A 23,464-nucleotide genomic window follows, 5' to 3' on the forward strand; every position below is an offset into this window, starting at 1 on the left:
GATCCCTGGACGGCGTGATCCTGCGCCGGGGGTCAGCTCGCCCGACGGACGCGACGGGGCTCGTGGGTCACCGTGAACCGTCGAGGTCCGGGCAGCGGGTGCGCGAGCATGGCCTCCAGCCGGGCCACCGCGGCGGCCCAGGCGGCATCGGACCGCAGGTCCTCCTCCGCCACCCGCCAGAACCGCACCCCGGCCGCGCCCGCCACCTCGGCCCGGCGCTTCTCCTCCCAGTGCTTCTGCTCGGTGGTCAGCCCGCCCCAGGGCTCGCGGTACTTGACCCGCCCGTCGCACTCCATGACCACCGCGGCGTCGGCCCACCACCCGTCGGCCTCGATCGCCCGGCCGTCGACCCGGATCGTCACCAGCAACTCCGGCTCGACGATCCCCGAGGCGAGCAGCCGGAGCCGCACCCTCGTCTCCAGCGGTGACTCCACGCCGGCCCGGCACAGCTCCGCGACGCACCGGGCCGCGGCGGCGCCGCGCCAGCCCTGCATCCCGGCGACCACGGCCGCCAGGTCGGCCGACGGCAGCCGGTCGTCCCAGCGGGCGGCGTCGGCGATGACCATCGCGTGGTCGAACCGCTCCAGGCGGGCGCAGTCGGCGACCGTCCGGGCGAGCGAGGTCACCGGCAGACCGTCGTGCTCGGTCGCCGCGTCCGGGGGCATCGGGGCCATGGACATGCGGAACCCCGGTCCGCGCATCGTCTGCGTCGGGTCCAGCAGCGTGACCTCGGGATCGGGGCCGGCTGGGAGCGGCAGTCCCCACACCACCGCCGCGCTGAGCCCGCCGACGACGGCGCTGTCCCGACCGAGGGTCAGCAGCACCGCGCGACAGGCGATGACGTGCCGCCGGTGCCGGGACCGGGCGGCCGCGAGGTCGGCGGCCGCGATGTAGGCGCCTCGACGGAGGCGGACCCACTCGCCGCGGGCCACCCGGGTCCGGATCTCCTGGTCGCCGATCCCCGCCCGCTGCAGGTCCCGGCGGGTGACGACGCCGTGCTGGCGGTCGGCGGCGGCGCGGACGAGGGGGTGCACGCCCGGGATCGTGACCCGGAGTGCGCCGCCCGCCCAGCCCCGTCGGCGGCCCTGTGGACAACCGGTCCGTCACCCGGCCGCAGACTCACGCCGTCCGGGGATCCTGTGCCCCTGCAGGGCAGGAAGATCCCTGGACGGCGTGAGTCTGGTGCGACTAAGGCGCGAGGGTGGGGTCGCAGTCCCGCAGGAGCTCGGTCAGGCGCTGGGTCTCGGCGGTCTCGCCGATCGCCTCGCTGGCCTTGGCCAGCTCGGTCACGCAGCGGAGGAAGCCCTGGTTGGGGGCGTGCCGCCACGGCACGGGGCCGAAGCCCTTCCAGCCGTTGCGGCGCAGGGCGTCCAGGCCGCGGTGGTAGCCGGTGCGGGCGTAGGCGTAGGCCTCGATGGTCCGGCCGCCGGCCAGCGCCTCCTCGGCCAGCGCGGCCCAGGCGGCGCTCACCGTCGGGTGCGCCGCGGCGACCTCGGCGGCCGGGGTGCCGGCGGCCAGCGCGGCGCTGGCCTCGGGGGTCTCGGGCAGCAACGTCTCGGGCGGGGGGCCCATCAGGTCCCGGTGCGCGTGGGTCATGCCTGGGACTTCCCCGCCGACAGGAGGTCCTCGCACGCGGTCTGCACGCGGGCGGCCATGCCGAGCTCGGCGGCCTTCATGTAGGTGCGCGGGTCGTAGAACTTCTTGTTGCCGACGTCGCCGTCCACCTTGAGCACCCCGTCGTAGTTGGCGAGCATGTGCCCGGCGATCGGCCGGGTGAAGGCGTACTGGGTGTCGGTGTCGACGTTCATCTTCACCACGCCGTAGCTCAGCGCCTCGCGGATCTCCTCCTGCGAGGAGCCCGAGCCGCCGTGGAAGACCAGGTTGAACGGCTTGCTGCCGGCCTCGAGGCCCAGCTCGGCCACGACGACCTCCTGGCCCTCCTTGAGGATCTCCGGGCGCAGCTGCACGTTGCCGGGCTTGTAGACCCCGTGCACGTTGCCGAAGGTGGCGGCCAGCAGGTAGACGCCCTTCTCGCCCAGGCCCAGGGTCTTCGCGGTCTGCACGAAGTCGCCGGGGGCGGTGTAGAGCTTGTCGTTGATGTCGTGGGAGACGCCGTCCTCCTCGCCGCCGACGACGCCGATCTCCAGCTCCAGCACGATCTTCGCCGCGGAGGTCTTGGCGATCAGCTCCTCGGCGATGGACAGGTTCTCGTCCAGGTCGATCGCCGAGCCGTCCCACATGTGCGACTGGAACAGCGGGTTCTCCCCGCGGTCCACCCGCTCCTGGGAGATCGCGATGAGCGGCCGGACGTAGGTGTCCAGCTTCTCCTTCTGGCAGTGGTCGGTGTGCAGCGCGACCTGGACCGGGTACTGCTTGGCGACGACGTGGGCGTACTCGGCCAGCGCGGTGGCGCCGACGACCATGTCCTTGACCCGGGTGCCGGAGATGAACTCCGCACCGCCGGTGGAGAACTGGATGATCCCGTCGCTGCCGGCCTCGGCGAACCCGCGCAGCGCGGCGTTGACCGTCTCCGAGGAGGTGCAGTTGATGGCCGGGTAGGCGAATCCGCCCTCCTTCGCCCGGCTGATCATGTCGGCGTAGACCTCGGGGGTCGCGATGGGCACGGTGACGCTCCGATCGAAGAGAGGACGAGCTGCTCGCGGGCCAGTATCCCGCCCGATGTGGGGACGACGACAGCGGGCGAGCGGTGCACCCGGCAGGATCGCTCTCCGTGAGCACCGCCCTCTCCCCCGCCCGACGGCAGCTGGTCCCGCTGGTGGGCTGGCTGATCACCCTGGCCGCCGCCCTGCTGTCGATCCCGCTGACCGGCGACACCGTCTGGGCCCGCGGCGTCATGGACGGCGGCTCCGAGGTGACCGCGACCCAGGGCGTGCTGGTCGCGGTCGCCGGCTACGAGGCGACGGTGATCCTGGCCTTCGCCGGGCTGGGTGCCGCCGTCTTCTTCGGCCTGGCCGCAGCGCCCTGGTCCCGGGCGACCCGCTGGGCCCTGACGACGGTCGTGGCGGCGGTGGTGCTCGCCGGGGTCGTGGCCACCCTCACCCAGGAGCAGGACGCCCCGTCCGGCGAGCTGATCGGCGCCCTCGTCATCTCGCTGGTCCCGGCGGCCCTGCTCCTGCTGCTGGCCTGGCGGCGGTGGCGCCTCACCAGCGCCGTCATCGCGCTCGTGGCCGTGGCCGTCGGGGTCCTCGCGCACGCGATCACGCTCGTCCGCCTGCTCACCTCGGCGGGCTCCCCCGCGCTCGGGGCCTGGGCGATGGGCGGGCTGCTGCTGGTGGCCCTGGGCGCCACCGGGTGGGTCGTCCGGTCGCTGGCCCGGGTCGACCCCGCTCGGGCAGGATCTGCCGCGTGACCAGCCCGTGGCCGCCCGCGCCGGCGCCCGGCACCGGTGCGCCGGGTCGGACGGGCGTGCTGGTCGGGTGGCTGCTCGTGCTGGTGACCGCCGTGGCGGCGTTCGCCGCCGCCGTCGCCCAGCTGCCGTGGGCGTCCGGGGAGCTGCTCAGCGCCCGGACGACGGACTTCAACGCCGGTGACCTGGTGAACCTCGGCGACGGCGCGCTCCCGTTCGCCGTCGTGGCCTCGGTCCTCGGCCTGGTGCTGGCCGCCTGGTTCGGGGTCGCCGCGGTGCCCGCCGGCCGGGTCGGGCGGATCGGGGTGACCGTCGGCGTCGCGGTGGTCGTGGGGGTGCTGATCGCTGCCGGCATCGCCGACGTCGACGAGTACTCGCCCCTGGGCGAGACCCTGCTCATCCTGCTCCTGGTAGCGGCGCTCCCGGCCGTCGTGCTGCTGGTCCTGGTCTGGCGGGGGGCCCGACGGGCCGCCGGGGTCACCGCGGCCGTCTTCGCCGGGCTCGCCCTGCTCGGCGCCGTGGTCGCCGCCCTCCAGCTCGTCGGGGGCACCGCGACGGTCGAGCCGGGCACCTGGGTGGCGGTGGTGCTCGCCCTCGCGGGCCTCGGCAGCGCCGTCCTGCTGGCCCGGTCGGCACCCCGGCGGGGCGTCAGCCCCGCTCGGGCCGGCTGACCACCCGGGCGGCCACCGACACCGCGTCGTAGGTCGGGGAGAACGGCGGGGCGTAGGAGATGTCGGCCCCGGCGAGCTCGTCGGCGGTCATCCCCGACCAGATCGCGGTGGCGAACACGTCGATCCGCTTGCCCGCACCCGACCCGCCGAGCACCTGCGCGCCCAGCAGCCGGCCGGAGCCCTGCTCGGCGATCAGCTTCACCGCGATGTCCTCGGCCCCCGGGTAGTACCCGGCCCGGGTCGTCGCCTCGACCGTGTCGTACCGGAAGGCGAAGCCGGCGGCCTCGGCCTGGGAGGTGCACAGCCCGGTCCGGCCGATCTCCAGGTCGCCCACCTTCGTGAGCGCGGTCCCCAGCACGCCGGCGAACCGGGCCGGCCGGCCGGCGATGACCGACCCGGCGACCCGGCCCTGCTTGTTGGCGTGGGTGCCCAGCGCGACGTGCGCGGGCTCCCCGGTGAGCCGGTGGTAGGTCTGCACGCAGTCGCCGGCGGCGAAGACGTTGTGGTGGGTGCGGCTGCGCATCGAGGCGTCGACGTCGATCCCGCCGGTCACGCCGATGCCGAGGCCGGCCTCGGCGGCCAGCCGCGACTCGGGCCCCATGCCCAGCCCGAGGACGACGACCCGCGCGTCGTAGGACCCCACGTCGGTGCGCACCCCGCACGCCGTGCCGTCCGCGTCGCGCAGCACCTCGCGCACCGCCTGGTCGGTCTGCACCGTCATCCCCTGGGCACGCATGGCGGTGCAGACCCGCTCGCCCATGTCGGCGTCCAGCAGCCCCATCGGCAGCGGGTCGGCCAGCACGACGGTGACGTCCAGCCCGCGGACCTGAAGCATCTCGGCCATCTCCAGGCCGATGTAGCCACCGCCCAGCACGACCGCCGGGGCGCCCGCGGGCAGGTCGGCGATCCACGCGCGCAGGGCCTCGCCGTCGTCCAGCCGGTGCACGCCGAACACCCCGGGGGCGTCGAGGCCCTCGATCGGCGGCCGGGTGGGCCGCCCGCCGGTGGCCACCAGGAGGGTGTCGTAGTCGAAGGTGCGGCCGTCGTCGCTGGTCACCCGGCCGGCGTCCAGGTCGATGCCGGCCGCCCGGGTCGCGGTGTGGACGACGAGCCCGCGCTCCCGGTGCTCGGCCGGGGTGCGGGCCACCAGGTCCTCCCGGGAACCGACCAGCCCGCCGACCCAGTAGGGGATGCCGCAGGCCGAGAAGGAGGTGTCGTGGCCCTGCTCGAGGACCACGATCTCCCGGTCCTCGTCCAGCCGGCGCGCCTGCGCCGCCGCGGACATCCCGCCCGCATCTCCCCCGATGACCACCAGCCGTTGTCTCGACACCGTGCCCAGGTGCCCCGGTTCAGCCCGCGCTGAACATCTTGCCCGGGTTGAGCAGTCCGTCCGGGTCCAGCGCGCGCTTGACCGACCGGTGCACGTCCAGCCCGACCGGGCCGATCTCGCGCTCCAGCCAGGCGGTCTTCAGGCTGCCCACCCCGTGCTCGCCGGTGATCGTGCCGCCCAGCGACAGGCCCAGCTCCAGCACGTCGTCGAAGGCGGCGAAGGCCCGGGCGCGGTGGTCGTCGTCGGTGGGGTCGAAGCACATCGTCGGGTGCATGTTGCCGTCGCCGGCGTGCCCGACCACCCCGATGACCAGGTCGCGGGCCCGGGCGATCGCGTCGCAGCCGTCGAGGAACGCGGCGATCCGCGACCGCGGGACGGCGACGTCGTCGATCAGCGTCGTGCCCAGCTGCTCCAGCGCGGGCAGCGCCATCCGGCGCGCGGCCAGCAGCAGGTCGCCCTCGGCCGCGTCGTCGGTGACGTGCACCAGGTCGCAGCCGGCGTCGCGGCAGAGCTGGGCCAGGACCTCCATCTCGGCCAGCGCGGCCTCGCCGCCGGCGTCGGACTGGGCGACCAGCAGCGCGTGCGCGTCGCGGTCCAGCCCGGCCTTCATCATGTCGTCGACCGCGCGGATGCAGGTGCGGTCCATGACCTCGAACAGGCTCGGCACCACCCCACAGCTGACGGCGGCCTCCACCACCTGCCCGGTCTGCGCGGTGGTGGAGAAGGTGGCGACCAGGGTGACCGGGGTCTGCGGGGCCGGGCGCAGCGACAGCGTGGCCTCGGTGATCACGCCCAGGGTGCCCTCGGAGCCGACGAACAGCTTGGCCAGGTCGTAGCCGGCCACGCCCTTGACCGTGCGCCGGCCGGTGCGCAGCACCCGGCCGTCGGCGAGCACGACCTCCAGGCCCAGCACGTAGTCGGTGGTCACGCCGTACTTCACGCAGCACAGGCCACCGGAGTTGTTGGCCAGGTTGCCGCCGATCGTGCACCAGTCGTAGGAGCTGGGGTCCGGTGGGTAGAACAGCCCGTGCCGGGCCACCTCGTCGCGCAGCGCCTTGTTCACCACCCCGGGCTGGACGACGGCCAGCCGGTCGGCGGTCGACACCTCGAGGACGGCGTCCATCCGGGTCATCACCAGGGTGATCGCACCGTCGACCGCGTTCGCGGCACCGGCCAGCCCGGAGCCCGCGCCCCGCGGCACGACGGGCACGCCGTGCGCGGAGGCGATCGTCATCACCGCCGACACCTCGGCGGTGGTGCGCGGCAGCACGACCGCGGCCGGGACACCGGACAGCGCCAGCATCGCCTGGTCGCGGGCGTAGGAGGCGGTCACGTCGGGGTCGGTCAGCACGCTGCCGGCGCCCAGGGCCGCGGTGAGCTCGGCCAGCCACGCCGGGGTGGGCGCGGTCGGCGACGTCGTCGTCGCTGTGGTGGCGGTCACCTCCTCACCGTACGACCTGGCACCGACACGCCCGCCGTCGTCCAGGGAACCCACAGCCGGCGCACGTACGGTCCCGCCCCGTGAGCTCCTTCCTGGACCCCGAGCACCTGGTCAACACCTTCGGCCTCATCGGGCTGGTGGTGATCCTGTTCGCCGAGTGCGGGCTGCTCGTCGGGTTCTTCCTGCCCGGGGACTCGCTGCTGTTCACCGCCGGGCTGCTGGTCGCCGGCGGGGTGTTCACCGTGCCGCTGTGGGTGCTGCTGGTCGCGCTGCCGCTGGCCGCGATCGCCGGCAACCTGGTCGGCTACTGGATCGGCCGGCGGCTCGGGCCGGCGGTGTTCAGCCGCCCGGACAGCCGGCTGTTCAAGGCCGAGTACGTGCACAAGTCGCAGGCCTTCTTCGACCGCAACGGCAGCCGGACGATCCTGCTGGCCCGCTTCGTGCCGATCATCCGGACCTTCGCGACCGTCATGGCCGGCGCGTCGCTCATGGACTTCCGCCGCTACGCGGTGTGGTCGGTGATCGGCGGCGTGCTGTGGGCCGGCGGCGTGACGCTGCTGGGCTACTGGCTGGGCCAGGTCACCGTCGTCCGGGAGCACGTCGAGCTGTTCATCCTGGGCATCGTCGCGCTGTCGCTGGTCCCGGTCGTGATCGAGGTCGTCCGCAACCGGCGAGCCGGCTCGGCGGCCTAGGCCAGGCCCAGGTCCGAGAGGTCGAAGGCGGCGCGGTACTCGTAGCCGGCGGCCTCGACCGCCGCGCGGGCACCGCGGTCGACGATCACCGCGACCGCCACCACCTCCGCGCCGGCCTCGGTCAACGCCTCCGCCGCGGTCAGCGGGCTGCCGCCGGTGGTCGAGACGTCCTCCACGACCAGCACCGCGCGCCCGGCGACGTCCGGGCCCTCGATCCGCCGCTGCAGCCCGTGCGCCTTGCCCTGCTTGCGCACCACGCAGGCGTCCAGGAAGCCCTGGCCCTCGGCGGCCGCGTGCAGCATCGCCGTGGCCACCGGGTCGGCGCCCAGCGTGAGCCCGCCGACGACGTCGTAGCGGAGGTCCGCGGTCAGCTGGCGCATCACCCGTCCGACCAGCGGTGCGCCCTCGTGGTGCAGCGTCAGGCGGCGCAGGTCGACGTAGTAGTCGGCCTCGCGCCCGGAGGACAGCGTGACCTTGCCGTGCACCACCGCGAGCTCGGTGATCAGCTCCTGCAGGCGCGTCCGGTCGGGGTGCGGGGTGGTCGCCGTCATGCGGCCGACCCTACTGAGGACGACCATCCGGGCATGACGACCTCCTCGGACCGGATCGGTGCGGCCGTCCTGGCCGCTGGCTCGGCGCTGGTGGGCGGGCTGGCGACCGACCCGGGCAGCCGCTGGTTCCGCGGCCTGTCCACGCCGTCGTTCTACCCGCCGCCGCAGGCCTTCGGCATCGTGTGGAGCGCCCTGTACACCGGGATCGCCTGGGCCGGCGGCGAGGTGCTGGCCAGGTCCGACGCCCAGCAGCGGCACGACTTCGCCCGCGCCTACGCGGCCAACCTGGCCCTGAACACGGCGTGGACGCCGCTGTTCTTCCGCGCGCACCGGCCGTGGCTGGCCACGCTCGAGTCCGCCGCGCTCACCGCGTCCACCGTGGACCTGGTGCGCCGGGCGGACCGGGTCAGCCGACCGGCCGCGGCCGCCCTGGCGCCCTACGCCGCGTGGACGGCGTTCGCCACCGTGCTGTCCGGGGCCATCGCCCGGCGCAACTGATCACGCCTCGGGGCTGAGCACCTGGTCGACGACGTAGACGGTGGCGTTCGCGATCTGCACGTTGCCGCACACCACGGTCGCGTCGACCGCGCCGAGCACGGTCTGGTCCGCGGAGACCACCGGGGCGTCGGCGGACCCGGTCACCGTGACGGTGTCGCCGAGCAGGGTGGTGTGCTCCCCCACCAGCTCGTCCGGGCTCAGCCGGCCGCTGATGACGTGGTGCTGGAGCAGCGAGGTCAGCCGCGGCAGGTCGGCGACGAGGGCGTTGAGCTGGTCGGCCGGGACGGCGTCGAAGGCCGCGTTGGCCGGCGCCAGCACGGTGATCTCGGTCTGCGCGTCCAGCGCCGCGGTCAGGTTCGCCGTGCCGACCACCGAGGCCAGCGTGCTCAGCAGCGGGACGGCGGCCAGGGCGGTGCCGGCCGGCAGCGTGGCCGCGGCGGCCGGGTCGACCTGCAGCTGCGCGCAGCCGGCGCCGATCGGGCCGGTGGCCGTGGCCGGCGCGGACGTCGTGGTGGCCGTCGAGCTGCCGGCCGCGTCGTCCGTGCCGGCGTCGGAGGAGCAACCACCGACCACGAGGACGACGGTGGCCGCGATCAGGGCGCCGCGGGCGCGGCGGGTGCTGGTCATGGTCGGGGGCTCCTAGCGGTCGGGGACTGGCGACCAGTGTCCGGCATCAGCCGGCCTGCACCTCGACGGTGTGCCAGCCCGTCGCGCCGTCCGGGAACGGCGGGGCTTGCTCCTCGGGCTGCCGGCGGCCGTCGGCGTCCGTGGCCCGCACCGACACCTGGTGCGTGCCGCGGTCCAGGTCCACCGGCAGGTACCACTGCCGCCACAGGTCGGGGCCGACCTCCGGGGACAGCTCGGCCTCGCGCCAGCGGCCGTCGTCCACCCGCACCTCGACCAGCTCGATGCCGGTGCCCTGGGCCCAGGCCACCCCGGCCACGACCACCTGGCCGGCGTCGACGTCGCGGACCGGGGTGTCGATCCGCGAGGCGATCTTGATCGGCCCCTCGGCCGCCCACCCGCGCTGCACCCAGTAGGCGTCCTGGGCGTCGAACGTGGTGGCCTCGATGCCGGTCAGCCACTTGCACGCCGACACGTAGCCGTAGAGCCCCGGGACGACCATGCGCACCGGGAACCCGTGCTCGACCGGGAGCGGCTCGCCGTTCATGCCGAAGGCCAGCATCGCGTCCGCGATGTCCAGCGCGGCGCGGGTCGGCGTCCCGATCGTCATGCCGTCGCTGGAGCGGCACAGCAGCTGGTCGGCACCGGACCGGATGCCGAACTCCTGCAGCAGCGGCCCCAGCGGGACGCCCAGCCACCGCGCGGTGCCGGCCAGCGTGCCGCCGACCTCGTTGGACACGCAGGTCAGCGTGATGTCCCGCTCGACGACGTCCGGGCGGTCGAACAGCTCGGCCAGGGTGATCGAGCCGGGCCGGTCGAACATGCCCGACAGGGTCAGCGACCACCGGCTGGGGTCCAGCTGCGGCACCTGGATGGCGGTGTCCACCCGGTAGAAGTCGGCCGCGTCGGTGATGAGCGGTGTCAGGCCGTCGACGGCGCCCACCAGGTCCGCGCCGTCGGGCAGGCGGGGGGCGGGGTCGGTGGCCCGGGGCAGCACGAGGTCGGCCCGGGCGTCGGCCACCGCGAGGCGGCGCTGGAGCACCAGGCCACCACCGCCGGCGACCACCGCCGTCCCGAGCGCTGCCCCGGTGGCCAGGACGAAGCCGCGGCGGCCGGCCGCCGGCGCACGCCCGGCGGCGCCGAACCGGGTGAGCAGCGCCGGCAGGACGACGGCGCCGGCCGCGGCCGCCAGCAGCGGGGGGGCCACGTCCAGCGGTGACCCGGCCGGCGCGGTGGCCGCCGCCAGCGCGCCGAGCAGGCCGAACACCACGACGCCGGCGATCCCGGCCCACCGCCGGAGCCGCCCGGCCAGGCCCGTCGCGGCCGCCCACAGCCCGACGACGACCAGCACGCCGGCCACCAGCACCGCCTTGTCGGCCGTGCCGAACGAGGCGATCGCGAACTGCTTGAGCCCTTCCGGCGTCGCGGCGACCGCGGCGTCGGCCACGGCCACCACCGGGCTCTCCGCGCCGAGCAGCCCGGCCGCGAACTCGCCGACGCCGAGGGCCACCGCGGCCGAGAGCACCCCGGCGAGGGCGGCAGCTGCGCGGGTGGGGGCCACGACCCGGGGTTCGTGCTGGGTCGCCGGGGGGTTCACGTCACCAGTGTGCTGGCTCGTGCCAGGGTGGAGCGGTGACCGACCGGACGCCTGCTCCCCCGTCGGTGCGCGTCGCCGTGGGCACCCTGCTCGCGCTGGCCCTGCTGCTGGGCATCAGCGCGGCGCTGACCCTGCTCGGCCAGGACACGGTGGTCGACCGCTTCGTCGCCGCGCAGCCCGAGCTCGACCGCGCCGCGGTCACCCGGTCGCTGGTGCTCGGCCAGCTCCTCTACCTGGTGCTGGCCCTGGCCGCCGGGGTCGGCGCGGTGGCCCTGCTGCGTGGCCGCCCGTGGGGCCGGTGGCTGGGGGTCGGGGCCGCGCTGTTCCTGGGCCTGCGCACGCTGCTGTCCACGCTCACCGCCGGCGGGACGACGATCCTCTCGCTGCTGGTGCTCGTGCTCTGCGTGGCCGCGGTCAGCAGCCTGCTGGCCCGCACCACCCGGGCCTGGCTGCCGGCCCGCCGGACGGGCTGACCGCGGGGGCCCTGCGACCCCCGCGGTCCTGTGCCTGGGCGCTCAGCGGCCCTTCATGGCCGCGTACCACTGGCTCGAGGCCTTCTGGGCCAGGAAGAAGATGCCGGCGGCGATGAGCAGCAGCTGGAGGATGCTGGTGATGGTGATCAGCGCGACGCCGGTGCCGGCGACGTTGAACACCGACAGCAGGCTGATCCCGCCGAGCACGAAGAGCACGATCCGGGCCCAGTTCTTGCCCTGGTAGGCGAACCAGATGACCGCGCAGTAGGCGGCGAAGATGATCAGGCCGAAGACCGCGCCGGCCGTGGCCGCCCCGGTGCCGATGCCCGAGAGCGACGCGTCGACCGAGTTCGGGTCGATCCCGGCGTCCCGGTAGGCGTTGTCCAGGATCGTGTCCAGGTTGGCGAAGGTGATGATCGACCCGATGAGGCCGATGACCGTGGCCGCGACGAAGGCGTAGACGCCGTTGGTCACCGTCGAGGGCCGCGGCGGCGCCTGGCCCGGGGCACCGAAGCCGGCCTGCGGGGCCGACGGGTAACCGCCCTGGCCGTAGCCCTGCTGGCCGTAGCCCTGCGGCGGCTGCTGGCCGTACCCCGGCGGGGGCTGCTGGCCCTGCTGGCCGTAGCCCTGGGGCGGCTGCTGGCCGTACCCCTGCGGGGGCTGACCGGGGCCACCCTGCGGGGGCTGCCCCCACGAGCCGTCGGGCTGTCCCTGTCCTGCGGTCATGCGTCCTCCTCGTCCGGACCCGGCGCGCGCCGGGCGCAGTGATCATGGCGGGCCAACGAGACGGTGGCGAGCCGGGACGGCACGACGGGGTGCACGACGGGCCCGCCGACGGCGTGTCGGCGGGCCCGTCGCGGCGGGGTCAGGCGGTCAGCTCCCGCGAGGCGGGGTCGATCGGCTCCTCGGGGGTGGCCGCACCGGACCGCCGCACGGTCAGCCCGGCGTCCAGGTCCCCGGCGACGTCGACGACCACGGTGTCGCCGTCCCGGATGTCCCCGGCCAGCAGGGCGCGGGCCAGCTGGTCGCCGATGGCCGACTGCACCAGGCGGCGCAGCGGCCGGGCGCCGTAGACCGGGTCGAACCCGTTCATCGCCAGCCACTCGCGGGCGGCGTCGGAGACCTCCAGCACCAGCCGGCGGGCGGCCAGCCGGCGGGCCAGCACCGCGACCTGGATGTCCACGATCCCGGTGAGCTCCTCGGTGCCCAGCGCCCGGAAGACCACGACGTCGTCCAGCCGGTTGAGGAACTCGGGCTTGAAGTGCGCCCGCACCACCTCGTCCACCGCGCGCCGCTTGGCGTCGGCCGGGATCGACTGGTCGGCGATGACCTGCGAGCCCAGGTTCGAGGTCAGCACCAGGATCGTGCTGCGGAAGTCGACCGTGCGGCCCTGGCCGTCGGTCAGCCGGCCGTCGTCGAGCACCTGCAGCAGGACGTCGAACACGTCGGGGTGCGCCTTCTCGACCTCGTCGAGCAGCACGATCGTGTACGGACGGCGCCGCACCGCCTCGGTCAGCTGGCCACCGGCCTCGTAGCCGACGTAGCCGGGGGGCGCCCCGACCAGCCGGGACACCGAGTGCTTCTCGGAGTACTCGCTCATGTCGATGCGGACCATGGCGCGCTCGTCGTCGAAGAGGAACTCCGCCAGCGCCTTCGCCAGCTCGGTCTTGCCCACCCCGGTCGGGCCGAGGAACAGGAAGGACCCGGTGGGCCGGTCGGGGTCGGCGACGCCCGAGCGGGCCCGCCGGACGGCGTCGGACACCGCGCGGACGGCGTCGGGCTGGCCGACGACGCGCCCGGCGAGCACGTCCTCCATGCGCAGCAGCTTGGCCGTCTCGCCCTCCAGCAGGCGGCCGGCCGGGATGCCGGTCCAGGCCTGCACCACCTCGGCGATGTCGTCGGGGCCGACCTCCTCCTTGAGCATCGACGCCTCGCCGGTGCCGGCCGAGGCCTCGACCAGCGCCTTCTCCAGGGCGGGGAGCTGGCCGTAGCGCAGCTCGGCCGCGCGGGCGAGGTCGCCGTCCCGCTCGGCGCGCTCGGCGTCGGAGCGGACCGTCTCCAGCCGCTCCTTGGTCTCGCGGATGCGGTCGATGGCGCCCTTGTCCTGCTGCCAGCGGGCGGTGAGCTCGTCCAGCAGCTCGCGGCGGTCGGCGAGGTCCTCGCGGAGGGCGACCAGCCGGGCCCGGGAGCCCTCGTCCTCCTCCTTGGCCAGCGCCATCTCCTCGATCTCCAGCCGGCGCACCACGCGCTCGACCTCGTCGACCTCGACCGGACGGCTGTCGATCTCCATGCGCAGCCGGCTGGCGGCCTCGTCGACCAGGTCGATGGCCTTGTCGGGCAGGAAGCGGGCGGTGACGTAGCGGTCGGACAGGGTCGCGGCGGACACGATCGCGGCGTCGGTGATCCGGACGCCGTGGTGCACCTCGTAGCGCTCCTTGAGCCCGCGCAGGATCCCGATGGTGTCCTCGACGGTGGGCTCGCCGACGAACACCTGCTGGAAGCGGCGCTCCAGGGCGGGGTCCTTCTCGATGTGCTCGCGGAACTCGTCCAGCGTGGTGGCACCGACCATCCGCAGCTCGCCGCGGGCCAGCATGGGCTTGATCATGTTCCCGGCGTCCATCGCGGAGTCCCCGCTCGCGCCGGCGCCGACGATCGTGTGCAGCTCGTCGATGAAGGTGACGATCTCGCCGTCGGACTCGGTGATCTCGGTCAGCACGGCCTTGAGCCGCTCCTCGAAGTCACCGCGGAACTTGGCCCCGGCCACCATGGCCGACAGGTCCAGGCTCATCAGCCGCTTGCCCTTGAGGCTCTCCGGGACGTCGCCGGCCACCATCCGCTGGGCCAGGCCCTCGACGATCGCGGTCTTGCCGACCCCGGGCTCGCCGATCAGCACCGGGTTGTTCTTCGTGCGCCGGGAGAGCACCTGGACCACGCGGCGGATCTCCGCGTCGCGGCCGATGACCGGGTCCATCTTCCCGTCCCGCGCCCGCTCGGTGAGGTCGACGGCGTACTTCTCCAGCGCCTGGAACGTGCCCTCGGGGTCCGCCGAGGTCACCTTGCGGTTGCCCCGGACCGTGCGGAAGGCGGCCAGCAGCGCGTCGTCGGTGGCCCCGGCGCCGACCAGCACCGACCCGGCCTCGCCACCGACGGCGGCCAGGCCGACCAGCAGGTGCTCGGTGGAGACGAACTCGTCGCCCAGGGCGGTGGCCTGCTCGCCGGCCGCGTTGACCACCCGCAAGAAGTCCCGGGACGGCGACGGCGCGGCCACCGTGGACCCCGAGACGCTGGGCAGGCGGCGCAGCGCGGCGTCGGCCTTGACGCGGACCTCGCCGGGGATGGCGCCGGTGGCCTGCAGCAGCGGGCCGGTGATGCCGTCGGCCTGGTCCAGCAGCGCCAGCAGCAGGTGCAGCGGCTCCAGGCCGGCGTGGCCGCGGTCCACCGCCAGCCGCTGGGCAGCAGCGATGGCCTCCTGCGACCGGGTGGTCAGCTTGTCCATGGTCGGTGCGTGTTCCTCTCGTCCGGGGGCTCTCGAAGGGGGCAACGAGCGTCGGGTTGAGTCTGTTCCACTCAACCCTGTGCGGGCATCCGGAACGGGTGGGCGTCACATGGTTGGCCAACGCCCCTTAAGCTGGGGCGATGTCGGACACGCCGTCACCCAGCGTCGAACTCGACGACCAACTCTGCTTCGCGCTGTACGCAGCTTCGCGTGCCGTGACGGCCCGCTACCGGCCGATGCTCGACCGGATGGGGCTGACCTATCCGCAGTACCTGGTCATGATGCTGCTCTGGGAGTCCGACGGACAGACCGTGGGGCAGCTCGGCAGCCGGTTGGCGCTGGACTCGGGCACCCTGTCCCCCCTGCTGAAGCGGCTCACCGCCGCCGGCCTGGTCACGCGGCACCGCCGGGTGGACGACGAGCGGTCGGTCTCCATCCTGCTCACCCCCGAGGGGAAGGCGCTGCACTCGCAGGCGCTGGAGGTGTCCGGCGAGATCATCGGCGCCCTGGGCATGACGATCTCGGAGTTCGACCACCTCAAGACCGAGCTGCGCACCCTGACCGACCGCGTGACCGCCGACGGGAACACCGCGCACAGCTGATCGGTTGTGCACAATTGAACAGGGTGGCCGATCGTCGGTCGCCCTCGACGACGAAGGAGCACCGATGCCGACACGCACCGCACGCACCGCCTGGAACGGCACGCTCGAGGAGGGCTCCGGCCAGGTCGAGCTGTCCAGCTCGAAGGTCGGCACCTACGAGGTGTCCTTCCCCAAGCGCGCGGCCGACGAGGCCGGCGGCACCACCTCGCCCGAGGAGCTCATCGCCGCGGCGCACTCCTCCTGCTTCGCCATGCAGCTCTCGGCCCTGATCGCCCAGGCCGGCGGCACCCCGGAGTCCCTCGAGGTCTCCGCCGACGTCTCGCTCGGCCCGGACTCCGCCAACGGCGGCTTCAAGCTCACCGGCATCGCGCTCACCGTCCGCGGCGAGGTCAGCGGCCTGGACGCGGCCGGCTTCGAGAAGGCCGCCCAGGACGCCAAGGCCGGCTGCCCGGTCAGCAAGGCCCTCACCGGCGTCGACATCACCCTGGACGCCGCGCTCGTCTCCTGATCCACCCGCACCACCCCGACGGCCCCGTCTCCCCCTGGGGAGGCGGGGCCGTCGTCGTCCCGGGCGTCGACCCCCGCGACGCACGAGAGGCCCGCCCCCGGCTGGGGACGGGCTTCTCGGTGGTGGTGCAGCGGATCAGCTGCGGGTGTCGACCCGCTCGCGGCCCGCCGACTCGTGCCGGCCGTGGTGGTCGTCGAGCTCCGTGCCGACGATCGCGGTCACCCGCACCGGCTCGGCCGGGCCGTCGACCCCACCGGCGGTGTGCCGACCGGCCAGCTGCTGGTCCACCGCGGACGTGCTGTCCGTCGGTGCACTCTGCTGGGCGACCCGCTCGTCGCCGCTCTCGGTGCGCAGCGCCACCTCGTGGATGAACACCACGGCGAGCACGGTGATCACCGACAGCAGCGCGGCGATGAGGAAGATCCGGCCGGTGGCGTCGCCGTAGGAGACCCGGATGAGGTCCTGGATCGCCGGCGGCGCGTCGTTGAGGGTGGCCAGGCCGACGTCCCCGCCCCCGGCCTGGGCCGCCGCACCGGCGGGCAGGCCGTCGGTGATCAGGGTGGTGACGCGGGCACTGAGCACCGCGCCCAGCACCGAGACGCCGATCGTGCCGCCCAGGCTGCGGAAGAACGCGACCGCCGAGCTCGCGGCCCCGAGGTCGGTGGCGGCCACGGTGTTCTGCACGGCCAGCACCAGGTTCTGCATCGTCATGCCGATGCCCAGGCCCAGCACGGCGAGGAAGACGCCGAGCAGCACCATGTTCGTGGTGTGGTCGATCGTGGACAGCAGCCCGAACCCGGCGGCGACGAGCACTGACCCGGTGACCAGGTAGGCCTTCCAGCGGCCGTAGCGGCTGATCAGGATGCCCGACACCGTGGAGGAGACCAGCAGGCCGCCGACCATCGGGATGGTGAGCAGGCCGGCCGCGGTGGGCGAGTAGCCGCGGGAGATCTGCAGGTACTGGCCGAGGAAGACCGTGGAGCCGAACAGGGCGACGCCGACCGCGACGCTGGCGACGATGGCCAGGGTCGTGGTGCGGTCCTTGAACAGCCGCAGCGGGACGATCGGCTCCTTGGCCCGAAGCTCGGTCACGATGAACGCGGCCACGGCCAGCAGCCCGCCGCCGACCATCAGCAGGGTCTCGACCGACATCCAGGCGAAGGTGTCACCGGCCAGCGTGACCCAGATCAGCAGCAGGGAGACGCCAGCGGTCAGGAAGGCCGCACCCAGGTAGTCGATGGACACGTCGCGCTTGATCGTGGGCAGGTGCAGCGTGCGCTGCAGCAGCACCAGGGCGACGACGGCGAACGGGACGCCGACGAAGAAGCACCAGCGCCAGCCCAACCAGCTGGTGTCCACCAGCAGACCGCCGATCAGCGGGCCGCCGACGGTGGCCACGGCCATCACACCGCCGAGCAGGCCGGAGTACCGACCACGCTCGCGGGGGCTGATCATCGCGGCCATCGCGATCTGCACCAGCGCCTGCAGGCCACCCAGGCCCAGGCCCTGCAGCACGCGCCAGCCGATCAGGGTGGGCACCGACTGGGCGAGCCCGGCCAGCATCGACCCGAGGACGAACACGACGATCGCGATCTGGATGAGCAGCTTCTTGCTCATCAGGTCGGCGAGCTTGCCCCAGATCGGGGTGGACGCGGTGCTGGCCAGCAGGGTCGCGGTGACCACCCAGGTGTACTGGCTCTGGCTGCCGCGCAGGTCGGTGATGATCGTGGGCAGGGCGTTCGAGACCACCGTCGAGGACAGGAACGCCACGAAGAGCGCGAGGAGGAGACCCGAGAGGGCCTCCAGGATCTGCCGGTGGGTCATCCGACCCTGTTGCTCGGCCGACGGCAGGTCGGCGGTGGTGCTGGCCATGCGAGGAGCTCCTGCGGGTGAGGTGTGCGGGGTGGCGGGGTCGGCGACGGTGCTCATCCGACGGCCGCCGGTCGGGGGGNGCGGCAGCAACACCCTGAAGATGCGGCTGCAGTCCTTCGTGCTCGCCGCCCGCCCCGGCGAGCTGCGCGTGGCGGGCGGGGCGGCCGACGGCGAGGTCGGCGGTGAGCCGCTCGAGGAGGCGGCACAGCGTGTCGGCCTCCTCGTCGGTCCAGTCGGCCAGCGCGGCGGTGGCCCAGTCGGCCCGGACCTCACGGGTGCGGGCGAGCGCGGCGGCGCCGGCCTCGCTGAGACCGATCAGGCTGGCCCGGCCGTCGAGGGGGTCGGGACGGCGCTGGACGTAGCCGGCGCGCTCGAGCGCGGCGACCTGGCGGCTGGCGACCGAGCCGTCGACGCCGAGGCCGGCGGCCAGGGCGCTGCAGCGCTGCTCGCCGTCGCGCTCGAGCGGCACGAGGACCGCCCAGCCGAAGCTGGGCAGGTCGCCGTAGAGCTCGTGGGCCGCGGCGTGCGAGAGGTGCCGGCCGGCGCGGATGAGCTGGCTGAGCCCGGCGGTGAGCCGGTCGGCGGTGTGCTGCGCGAGCTGCACGGGGGACCTCCAGGAAGTTGCTTGCTTGCTCCAACCATGTTCACACCGATGGTTGTTGTCTGCAACCTCATTGCCCGGAGACCTGCCTCACGACGCACGACGGCCGCGTCCCCCGGGTGCGGGGACGCGGCCGTCGTGGCGGTCGTGGCGGTGCGGGTGGGTCAGGTCGTGGTCGGGGCGCCGATCTGCGCCTCGCGGGCCTCGCCGAGCCGGTTCAGCCGGCCGAGCAGCGCGCCGAGGGCGGCGACGTCGTCGGTCGCCCAGTCGGCCAGGTCGGCCTCCCAGCGGGCCCGCCGGGCGTCGCGGATCTCCGACAGCCGCCGGTGGCCCTCGGGCGAGGTGGACAGCACCTGGGCGCGGCCGTCGTCGGGGTCGGCCACCCGGTCGACCAGGCCGGCGTCCACCAGCGAGGCGACCTGCCGGCTGACGGTGGACTTGTCCAGGCCGAGCCGGACGACGACGTCGCTGGCCCGCAGCGGCCCGGCGTCGTCGAGCAGCACGAGCAACCCGTAGGCCGCGCCGTCCAGACCGCGGTGCAGCTCGCTGGCCAGCCGGCCCTGGATCGCCCGCGCCCGGCGGAGCAGCAGGGCGATCTCGCGCTCGAGCTGGACGTGCGCCTCGTGCGCGGCGGGGTCGGTGGTGGTCGTCGCGGTGCTCACGTCGTGCTCCACGTGCGCGGGGCCCCCTGGGTTCCCGGCCGGGTCCGCGGCGCTCACCGGCTGCTCCGCGGACCGCGCGGGCGCCACACCACCAGGGCGGTCCCCGGCGCGGGGTGGCCGAAGTCGGGCCGGAACGCCGACTCGGCGGCCATCGCGCGGCGCTGGGCGTCGTCGACCTCGGCCAGCAGCTCGCGCACCCGGTCCTGCAGCGCCTCGACCTGGGACTCCAGCTCGATGATCCGCTTGATGCCGGCCAGGTTGACGCCGTCCTCCTGGCTCAGCCGCTGCACCTCGCGGAGCAGCGCGACGTCGCGGGGGCTGTAGCGGCGTCCGCCGCCGGCGGTGCGGCCGGGGCTGACCAGGCCGAGGCGGTCGTACTGGCGCAGCGTCTGGGCGTGCATCCCGGCCAGCTGGGCGGCCACCGAGATGACGAAGACCGGGGCGTCCTCGGCCACGGACCGGGGTTCGGTCACCTCATGCACCCCCTCCGGCACGGACGGCGGCGGTGACCGCCGGGCGCGGGTCCTCGTCGAGCTGGGCGGCCAGCGCCTCGACGGCGGTGCGCGCCTCCGGGCTGAGCGCGGCGGGCACGGCGATCGACACGGTGACCAGCAGGTCACCGGCGCGGGACTTGCCCTGCACGCCGCGGCCGCGGACCCGGAAGGTGCGTCCGCCCGACGTGCCGGCGGGGACCTTGAGGGAGACGGTGCCCTCCAGCGTCGGCACGGTGAGGGTGGTGCCCAGGGCCGCCTCGGCGAAGGTGATCGGCACGTCGAGGGTCAGGTCGTCGCCGCTGCGGCCGAACAGCTCGCTGCCGGTCACGTGCACGACGACGAAGAGGTCACCCGCTGGGCCGCCCCGCCGTCCGGGGGCTCCCTTGCCGGCCAGCCGGATGCGCTGGCCGTCCTTCACCCCGGCCGGGATGCGGACGGTGATGGTGCGGACCTGGTCGGTGATCCCGCTGCCCTTGCAGGTGGCGCAGGGGTCGTCGACGACGGAGCCGCTGCCGCGGCACTCGCGGCACGGCTCGGAGAACGCGAAGGCGCCCTGGCTGCGGCTGGTGACCCCGGCCCCGTTGCAGACCGGGCAGGTGTGCGGTGCGGTGCCGGGCTTCGCGCCGCTGCCGTGGCAGGTGGGGCACGAGCCGGGGCTCTGCATGCGCAGCGGCACGGTCACGCCGAGCACGGCCTCGTCGAAGGCCAGCGTCGCCTCGGTCTCGACGTCCTGGCCGCGGGCCGGGCCCGACGCGGCCTGCTGCCGGCTCCGGGTCCCGCCCGGGGCGGCGCCGCCGCCGAAGAGCCCGCCGAACAGGTCGCCCAGACCGCCGCCGCCGGCGCGGGTGCCGGCCCCGCCCTGACCGGCGGCGCCGAACAGGTCACCGAGGTCGAAGGGCTGGCCGGCGCCGCCGCTGGGGTAGCCGCCGGCGGACGGGAAGCCGCCGCCGGCGCCGCCGGGCCGGAACCCGCCGCTGCCGAACAGCCGGCGGGCCTCGTCGTACTCGGTGCGCTTCTGCGGGTCCGAGAGCACGCCGTAGGCCTCGGAGGCCTCCTTGAACTTGGCCTCGGCCGCGGCGTTGTCCGGGTTCTTGTCCGGGTGCAGGTCCCGGGCCAGCGCGCGGTAGGCCTTCTTGATGGCGGCCGCGTCGGCGTCCTTGGCGACGCCCAGTGCGGCGTAGTAGTCCTTCTCGATGAAGTCCCGGGTGCTCATCGGGCGCCCCCCTCCTGCTCGGTGTGCGTCCGGTGACCGGACGGGTGAGTGCGGGTGCGGCCGGGGCGACGGTCCGTCGCCCCGGCCGCGGTGGTGCCGGTCAGCCCGCGGGGGTCTCCCCCGCCGCGTCCGGCGCGGGCGCTGCGGGCTGCTCGGGGTCGGTGACCCCGACCATCGCGGTGCGCAGCACGCGGTCGCCGCGCCGGAAGCCCGGCCGCAGCACGGTGGTGGCGGTGGGCACGGCGACGTCGGCCGACGAGTCGTGCAGCACCGCCTCGTGCAGGGCGGGGTCGAACGGGTCGCCCGGCGTCCCGAACGTGGTCACGCCCAGGCCGTCGAGCAGCCCCAGCACGCGGTCGGCGACGACCTTGAACGCACCGGTCAGGTCACCGTGCTCGCGGGCCCGCTCGATGTCGTCGACCACCGGGATCAGCTGGCCGGCGAACCGCTCGGCGGCCTGGTCCACCACCGCGACGCGGTCGCGGTCGACCCGCCGCCGGTAGTTGGCGTACTCCGCCGTCACCCGCTGCAGGTCCTCGGTGCGCTCGGCCAGCTGGCGGGCGGCCTCGTCGGCCGGCCCGTCGGCAGGTGCGTCTGCTGCATCGAAGACCTCGGCGGTCACGGCATCGGGCTGGTCGACCTCGGGGGCCGGACCGGTCTGCTCGCTCATCTGCTCCCCTGGGGTGACTGTCGACCCTGGCTGGGCGCCGGCCGACGGGTCCTCCACGGACCCGCCGGTCGGCACCCTGACCTGGCCGCTGGTCGGGTCGATCCGACGCTTGTCGTTGATCACGACGCGCGGGGTCTCCTCGTCCTGCGGTCGGTCGCTCACTTCTTGTCGGTGTCCTCGTCCACGATCTCGGCGTCGACGACGTCGTCGTCGTTGCCGGCCGCGGCGCCGGGGGCACCGGCGTCGGCACCGGGCTGACCCTCGGCACCGGCGGCGTTCTCGGCCTGCTGGGCGTACAGGGCCCCGCCGACCTCCTGGGAGATCCGCGCGACGTTCTCCTGCGCGGTCTTGATCGCGGCGATGTCCGAGCCACCGAGGGCGGAGCGCAGGTCGGTCAGGGCGGAGCCCAGCTCGTCCTTCTTGTCCTCGGGGATCTTGTCGCCGTTCTCGGCCAGGAACTTCTCGGTCTGGTACTGCAGGGACTCGGCCAGGTTGCGGGTCTCGGCCTCGTCGCGGCGCTTCTTGTCCTCCTCGGCGTGCGCCTCGGCGTCGGCCATCATCCGGGCGATGTCGTCCTTGGGCAGGGCCGACCCGCCGGTGATCGTCATCGACTGCTCCTTGCCCGTGCCCAGGTCCTTGGCGTGGACGTGCACGATGCCGTTGGCGTCGATGTCGAAGGCCACCTCGATCTGCGGGACGCCGCGGGGCGCCGGGGGCAGACCGGTCAGCTCGAACATGCCGAGCTTCTTGTTGTAGGCGGCCATCTCGCGCTCGCCCTGGAACACCTGGATCTGCACGCTGGGCTGGTTGTCGTCGGCCGTCGTGAAGATCTCCGAGCGCTTGGTCGGGATCGTGGTGTTGCGCTCGATGAGCTTGGTCATGATCCCGCCCTTGGTCTCGATGCCCAGGGACAGCGGGGTGACGTCGAGCAGCAGGACGTCCTTGACCTCGCCGCGGAGCACGCCGGCCTGCAGCGCGGCACCGATGGCGACGACCTCGTCGGGGTTGACGCCCTTGTTGGGCTCCTTGCCGCCGGTCAGCTCGCGCACCAGGTCGGAGACGGCGGGCATCCGGGTGGAGCCACCGACGAGCACGACGTGGTCGATCGAGGCCACCGGGATGCCGGCGTCGCGGACCACCTGGTTGAACGGCGCCTTGGTGCGGTCCAGCAGCGACTGGGTCATCCGCTGGAACTCCGCGCGGGTGATCGTCACGTCCAGGTGCAGCGGGCCGTCGGCCCCGGCGGTGATGTAGGGCAGGTTGACCGTCGACGACTGCGCGCCGGACAGCTCGATCTTGGCCTTCTCGGCCGCCTCGCGCAGACGCTGCATCGCCAGCTTGTCCTTGGACAGGTCGATGCCGTTGGCGGCGTTGAACTGCTTGACCAGGTGGTCCATGACGGCCTGGTCCCAGTCGTCGCCACCGAGCTGGTTGTCACCGGCGGTGGCCTTGACCTCGATGACGCCGTCGCCGATCTCGAGCAGGCTGACGTCGAACGTGCCGCCGCCGAGGTCGAAGACCAGGATGGTCTGCTCGGTCTCGCCCTTGTCCAGGCCGTAGGCCAGCGCGGCCGCGGTGGGCTCGTTGACCACGCGCAGGACGGTCAGGCCGGCGATCTCGCCGGCCTCCTTGGTGGCCTGGCGCTGGGCGTCCTCGAAGTAGGCCGGGACGGTGATGACGGCCTCGGTGACCGGCTCGCCCAGGTAGGTCTCGGCGTCGCGCTTGAGCTTCTGCAGCACGCGCGCGCTGATCTCCTGCGGCGTGTAGTTCTTGCCGTCGATGTCGGCGGTCTTCCAGTCGGTGCCCATGTGCCGCTTGACCGAGCGGATGGTGCGGTCGACGTTGGTGACGGCCTGGTTCTTCGCGGACTGGCCGACCAGCACCTCGCCGTTCTTGGCGAAGGCGACGACCGACGGGGTGGTGCGGGAGCCCTCGGAGTTGGCGATGACCGTGGGCTCGCCACCCTCCAGGACGGTGACGACGGAGTTCGTGGTGCCGAGGTCGATGCCGACAGCTCGTGCCATGGGGGAGTTGGCCCTTCTCGTGCGGTGGTCAGGTCTGGTGCTGGCTGGTCGTCTCGCGACCACCGGGCCTTGCGCCCT

Annotated in this window: 23 protein-coding genes and 1 pseudogene; 7 read left to right on the forward strand and 17 right to left on the reverse strand. The window is 74.2% G+C overall.

What is annotated here, in order from left to right; genetic code table 11:
* Nucleotides 1–32: 32 nt before the first annotated feature.
* The 3 genes from LFA75_RS08430 to fbaA form a co-directional block, all read right to left on the reverse strand.
* Nucleotides 33–1,034, reverse strand: a complete 1,002-nt coding sequence (locus LFA75_RS08430; protein WP_225233198.1) for a type IV toxin-antitoxin system AbiEi family antitoxin domain-containing protein — start codon at nt 1,032–1,034, stop codon at nt 33–35.
* A gap of 154 nt (nt 1,035–1,188) precedes the next feature.
* On the reverse strand, nt 1,189–1,596 hold the full coding sequence (locus tag LFA75_RS08435) for a DUF3151 domain-containing protein (protein WP_225233199.1): 408 nt from the start codon (nt 1,594–1,596) through the stop codon (nt 1,189–1,191).
* Entirely contained in the window at nt 1,593–2,624 is a 1,032-nt protein-coding gene (gene fbaA / locus LFA75_RS08440) for a class II fructose-bisphosphate aldolase (RefSeq protein ID WP_225233200.1), read from the reverse strand. The genes LFA75_RS08435 and fbaA overlap by 4 nt, the downstream gene beginning before the upstream one ends.
* A gap of 107 nt (nt 2,625–2,731) precedes the next feature.
* On the opposite strand from fbaA, the gene LFA75_RS08445 reads away from it, so the two are divergent.
* Entirely contained in the window at nt 2,732–3,370 is a 639-nt protein-coding gene (locus LFA75_RS08445) for a hypothetical protein (RefSeq protein WP_225233201.1), read from the forward strand.
* On the forward strand, nt 3,367–4,038 hold the full coding sequence (locus LFA75_RS08450; RefSeq protein WP_225233202.1) for a hypothetical protein: 672 nt from the start codon (nt 3,367–3,369) through the stop codon (nt 4,036–4,038). The genes LFA75_RS08445 and LFA75_RS08450 overlap by 4 nt, the downstream gene beginning before the upstream one ends.
* Here the strand turns inward: LFA75_RS08450 and LFA75_RS08455 are convergent.
* Together LFA75_RS08455 and LFA75_RS08460 are read right to left on the reverse strand one after the other, a co-directional pair.
* The gene (locus LFA75_RS08455) at nt 4,016–5,368 is read right to left on the reverse strand and encodes an FAD-dependent oxidoreductase (RefSeq protein ID WP_225233203.1); all 1,353 of its coding nucleotides are present in this window, start codon (nt 5,366–5,368) and stop codon (nt 4,016–4,018) included. The two genes, LFA75_RS08450 and LFA75_RS08455, sit on opposite strands and share 23 nt — an antisense overlap.
* A gap of 19 nt (nt 5,369–5,387) precedes the next feature.
* Entirely contained in the window at nt 5,388–6,809 is a 1,422-nt protein-coding gene (locus tag LFA75_RS08460; RefSeq protein ID WP_225233204.1) for an FAD-binding oxidoreductase, read from the reverse strand.
* Between the two features lie 80 nt (nt 6,810–6,889).
* On the opposite strand from LFA75_RS08460, the gene LFA75_RS08470 reads away from it, so the two are divergent.
* Nucleotides 6,890–7,501, forward strand: coding sequence for a VTT domain-containing protein (locus LFA75_RS08470; protein WP_318249970.1), 612 nt, complete (start codon nt 6,890–6,892; stop codon nt 7,499–7,501).
* On the opposite strand, the gene pyrE is transcribed toward LFA75_RS08470, so the two are convergent.
* Entirely contained in the window at nt 7,498–8,052 is a 555-nt protein-coding gene (gene pyrE / locus LFA75_RS08475) for an orotate phosphoribosyltransferase (RefSeq protein ID WP_225233205.1), read from the reverse strand. The two genes, LFA75_RS08470 and pyrE, sit on opposite strands and share 4 nt — an antisense overlap.
* Before the next feature lie 33 nt (nt 8,053–8,085).
* Between pyrE and LFA75_RS08480 the strand changes: the two genes are divergently transcribed.
* Nucleotides 8,086–8,550 carry a TspO/MBR family protein gene (locus LFA75_RS08480; RefSeq protein WP_225233206.1) on the forward strand — a complete coding sequence of 155 codons (465 nt, stop codon included), beginning with the start codon at nt 8,086–8,088 and terminating at the stop codon, nt 8,548–8,550.
* Here LFA75_RS08480 and LFA75_RS08485 read toward each other — a convergent pair whose 3' ends face one another.
* Both LFA75_RS08485 and LFA75_RS08490 read right to left on the reverse strand, forming a co-directional pair.
* Nucleotides 8,551–9,177, reverse strand: coding sequence for a fasciclin domain-containing protein (locus tag LFA75_RS08485; RefSeq protein ID WP_225233207.1), 627 nt, complete (start codon nt 9,175–9,177; stop codon nt 8,551–8,553).
* Between the two features lie 46 nt (nt 9,178–9,223).
* Nucleotides 9,224–10,771 (reverse strand): molybdopterin-dependent oxidoreductase, encoded by a 1,548-nt coding sequence (locus tag LFA75_RS08490; protein ID WP_225233208.1) that lies wholly within the window; start codon nt 10,769–10,771, stop codon nt 9,224–9,226.
* A 35-nt stretch (nt 10,772–10,806) separates the two neighbouring features.
* Here LFA75_RS08490 and LFA75_RS08495 point away from each other — a divergent pair, with 35 nt between their 5' ends.
* On the forward strand, nt 10,807–11,244 hold the full coding sequence (locus tag LFA75_RS08495) for a hypothetical protein (RefSeq protein ID WP_225233209.1): 438 nt from the start codon (nt 10,807–10,809) through the stop codon (nt 11,242–11,244).
* Between the two features lie 42 nt (nt 11,245–11,286).
* Here the strand turns inward: LFA75_RS08495 and LFA75_RS08500 are convergent, their stop codons facing one another.
* Nucleotides 11,287–11,970, reverse strand: coding sequence for a hypothetical protein (locus tag LFA75_RS08500; protein WP_225233210.1), 684 nt, complete (start codon nt 11,968–11,970; stop codon nt 11,287–11,289).
* Nucleotides 11,971–12,109: 139 nt separating this feature from the next.
* Nucleotides 12,110–14,740 (reverse strand): ATP-dependent chaperone ClpB, encoded by a 2,631-nt coding sequence (clpB, locus tag LFA75_RS08505; RefSeq protein WP_225233211.1) that lies wholly within the window; start codon nt 14,738–14,740, stop codon nt 12,110–12,112.
* A 215-nt stretch (nt 14,741–14,955) separates the two neighbouring features.
* Between clpB and LFA75_RS08510 the strand changes: the two genes are divergently transcribed.
* Both LFA75_RS08510 and LFA75_RS08515 read left to right on the forward strand, forming a co-directional pair.
* The gene (locus tag LFA75_RS08510) at nt 14,956–15,342 is read left to right on the forward strand and encodes a MarR family winged helix-turn-helix transcriptional regulator (protein ID WP_318249971.1); all 387 of its coding nucleotides are present in this window, start codon (nt 14,956–14,958) and stop codon (nt 15,340–15,342) included.
* 64 nt (nt 15,343–15,406) lie between these two features.
* Nucleotides 15,407–15,850 (forward strand): OsmC family protein, encoded by a 444-nt coding sequence (locus LFA75_RS08515; RefSeq protein WP_225233213.1) that lies wholly within the window; start codon nt 15,407–15,409, stop codon nt 15,848–15,850.
* A gap of 135 nt (nt 15,851–15,985) precedes the next feature.
* Here the strand turns inward: LFA75_RS08515 and LFA75_RS08520 are convergent, their stop codons facing one another.
* From LFA75_RS08520 to dnaK, 7 genes and pseudogenes are all read right to left on the reverse strand, one after another.
* Nucleotides 15,986–17,722, reverse strand: a complete 1,737-nt coding sequence (locus tag LFA75_RS08520; RefSeq protein ID WP_225233214.1) for an MDR family MFS transporter — start codon at nt 17,720–17,722, stop codon at nt 15,986–15,988.
* 355 nt (nt 17,723–18,077) lie between these two features.
* A pseudogene (locus LFA75_RS24010) lies at nt 18,078–18,326 on the reverse strand (MarR family winged helix-turn-helix transcriptional regulator); the annotation flags it as partial.
* Between the two features lie 161 nt (nt 18,327–18,487).
* Nucleotides 18,488–18,985: a MarR family winged helix-turn-helix transcriptional regulator gene (locus LFA75_RS08530; protein ID WP_225233215.1), complete on the reverse strand. Its 498-nt coding sequence runs from the start codon at nt 18,983–18,985 to the stop codon at nt 18,488–18,490.
* 53 nt (nt 18,986–19,038) lie between these two features.
* Nucleotides 19,039–19,458: a heat shock protein transcriptional repressor HspR gene (locus tag LFA75_RS08535; RefSeq protein ID WP_225233216.1), complete on the reverse strand. Its 420-nt coding sequence runs from the start codon at nt 19,456–19,458 to the stop codon at nt 19,039–19,041.
* Between the two features lies 1 nt (nt 19,459).
* Nucleotides 19,460–20,692 carry a molecular chaperone DnaJ gene (gene dnaJ, locus LFA75_RS08540; RefSeq protein WP_225233217.1) on the reverse strand — a complete coding sequence of 411 codons (1,233 nt, stop codon included), beginning with the start codon at nt 20,690–20,692 and terminating at the stop codon, nt 19,460–19,462.
* A gap of 100 nt (nt 20,693–20,792) precedes the next feature.
* Complete coding sequence (gene grpE, locus LFA75_RS08545) at nt 20,793–21,524, reverse strand: nucleotide exchange factor GrpE (RefSeq protein WP_225233218.1); 732 nt, start codon at nt 21,522–21,524, stop codon at nt 20,793–20,795.
* Complete coding sequence (dnaK, locus tag LFA75_RS08550; protein WP_225233219.1) at nt 21,521–23,386, reverse strand: molecular chaperone DnaK; 1,866 nt, start codon at nt 23,384–23,386, stop codon at nt 21,521–21,523. Before dnaK ends, grpE begins: the two co-directional genes overlap by 4 nt.
* Nucleotides 23,387–23,464 lie beyond the last annotated feature (78 nt).

This window comes from Klenkia terrae (genome assembly GCF_900491935.1).
Lineage (GTDB): Bacteria > Actinomycetota > Actinomycetes > Mycobacteriales > Geodermatophilaceae > Klenkia > Klenkia terrae.

Coding starts and splice junctions, on each gene's coding strand:
- LFA75_RS08435 (WP_225233199.1), bottom strand. CDS start 1,596: ATGACCCACGCGCACCGGGACCTGATGGGCCCCCCGCCCGAGACGTTG.
- pyrE (WP_225233205.1), bottom strand. CDS start 8,052: ATGACGGCGACCACCCCGCACCCCGACCGGACGCGCCTGCAGGAGCTG.
- LFA75_RS08480 (WP_225233206.1), top strand. CDS start 8,086: ATGACGACCTCCTCGGACCGGATCGGTGCGGCCGTCCTGGCCGCTGGC.
- LFA75_RS08485 (WP_225233207.1), bottom strand. CDS start 9,177: ATGACCAGCACCCGCCGCGCCCGCGGCGCCCTGATCGCGGCCACCGTC.
- LFA75_RS08500 (WP_225233210.1), bottom strand. CDS start 11,970: ATGACCGCAGGACAGGGACAGCCCGACGGCTCGTGGGGGCAGCCCCCG.
- clpB (WP_225233211.1), bottom strand. CDS start 14,740: ATGGACAAGCTGACCACCCGGTCGCAGGAGGCCATCGCTGCTGCCCAG.
- LFA75_RS08515 (WP_225233213.1), top strand. CDS start 15,407: ATGCCGACACGCACCGCACGCACCGCCTGGAACGGCACGCTCGAGGAG.
- LFA75_RS08520 (WP_225233214.1), bottom strand. CDS start 17,722: ATGGCCAGCACCACCGCCGACCTGCCGTCGGCCGAGCAACAGGGTCGG.
- dnaJ (WP_225233217.1), bottom strand. CDS start 20,692: ATGAGCACCCGGGACTTCATCGAGAAGGACTACTACGCCGCACTGGGC.
- dnaK (WP_225233219.1), bottom strand. CDS start 23,386: ATGGCACGAGCTGTCGGCATCGACCTCGGCACCACGAACTCCGTCGTC.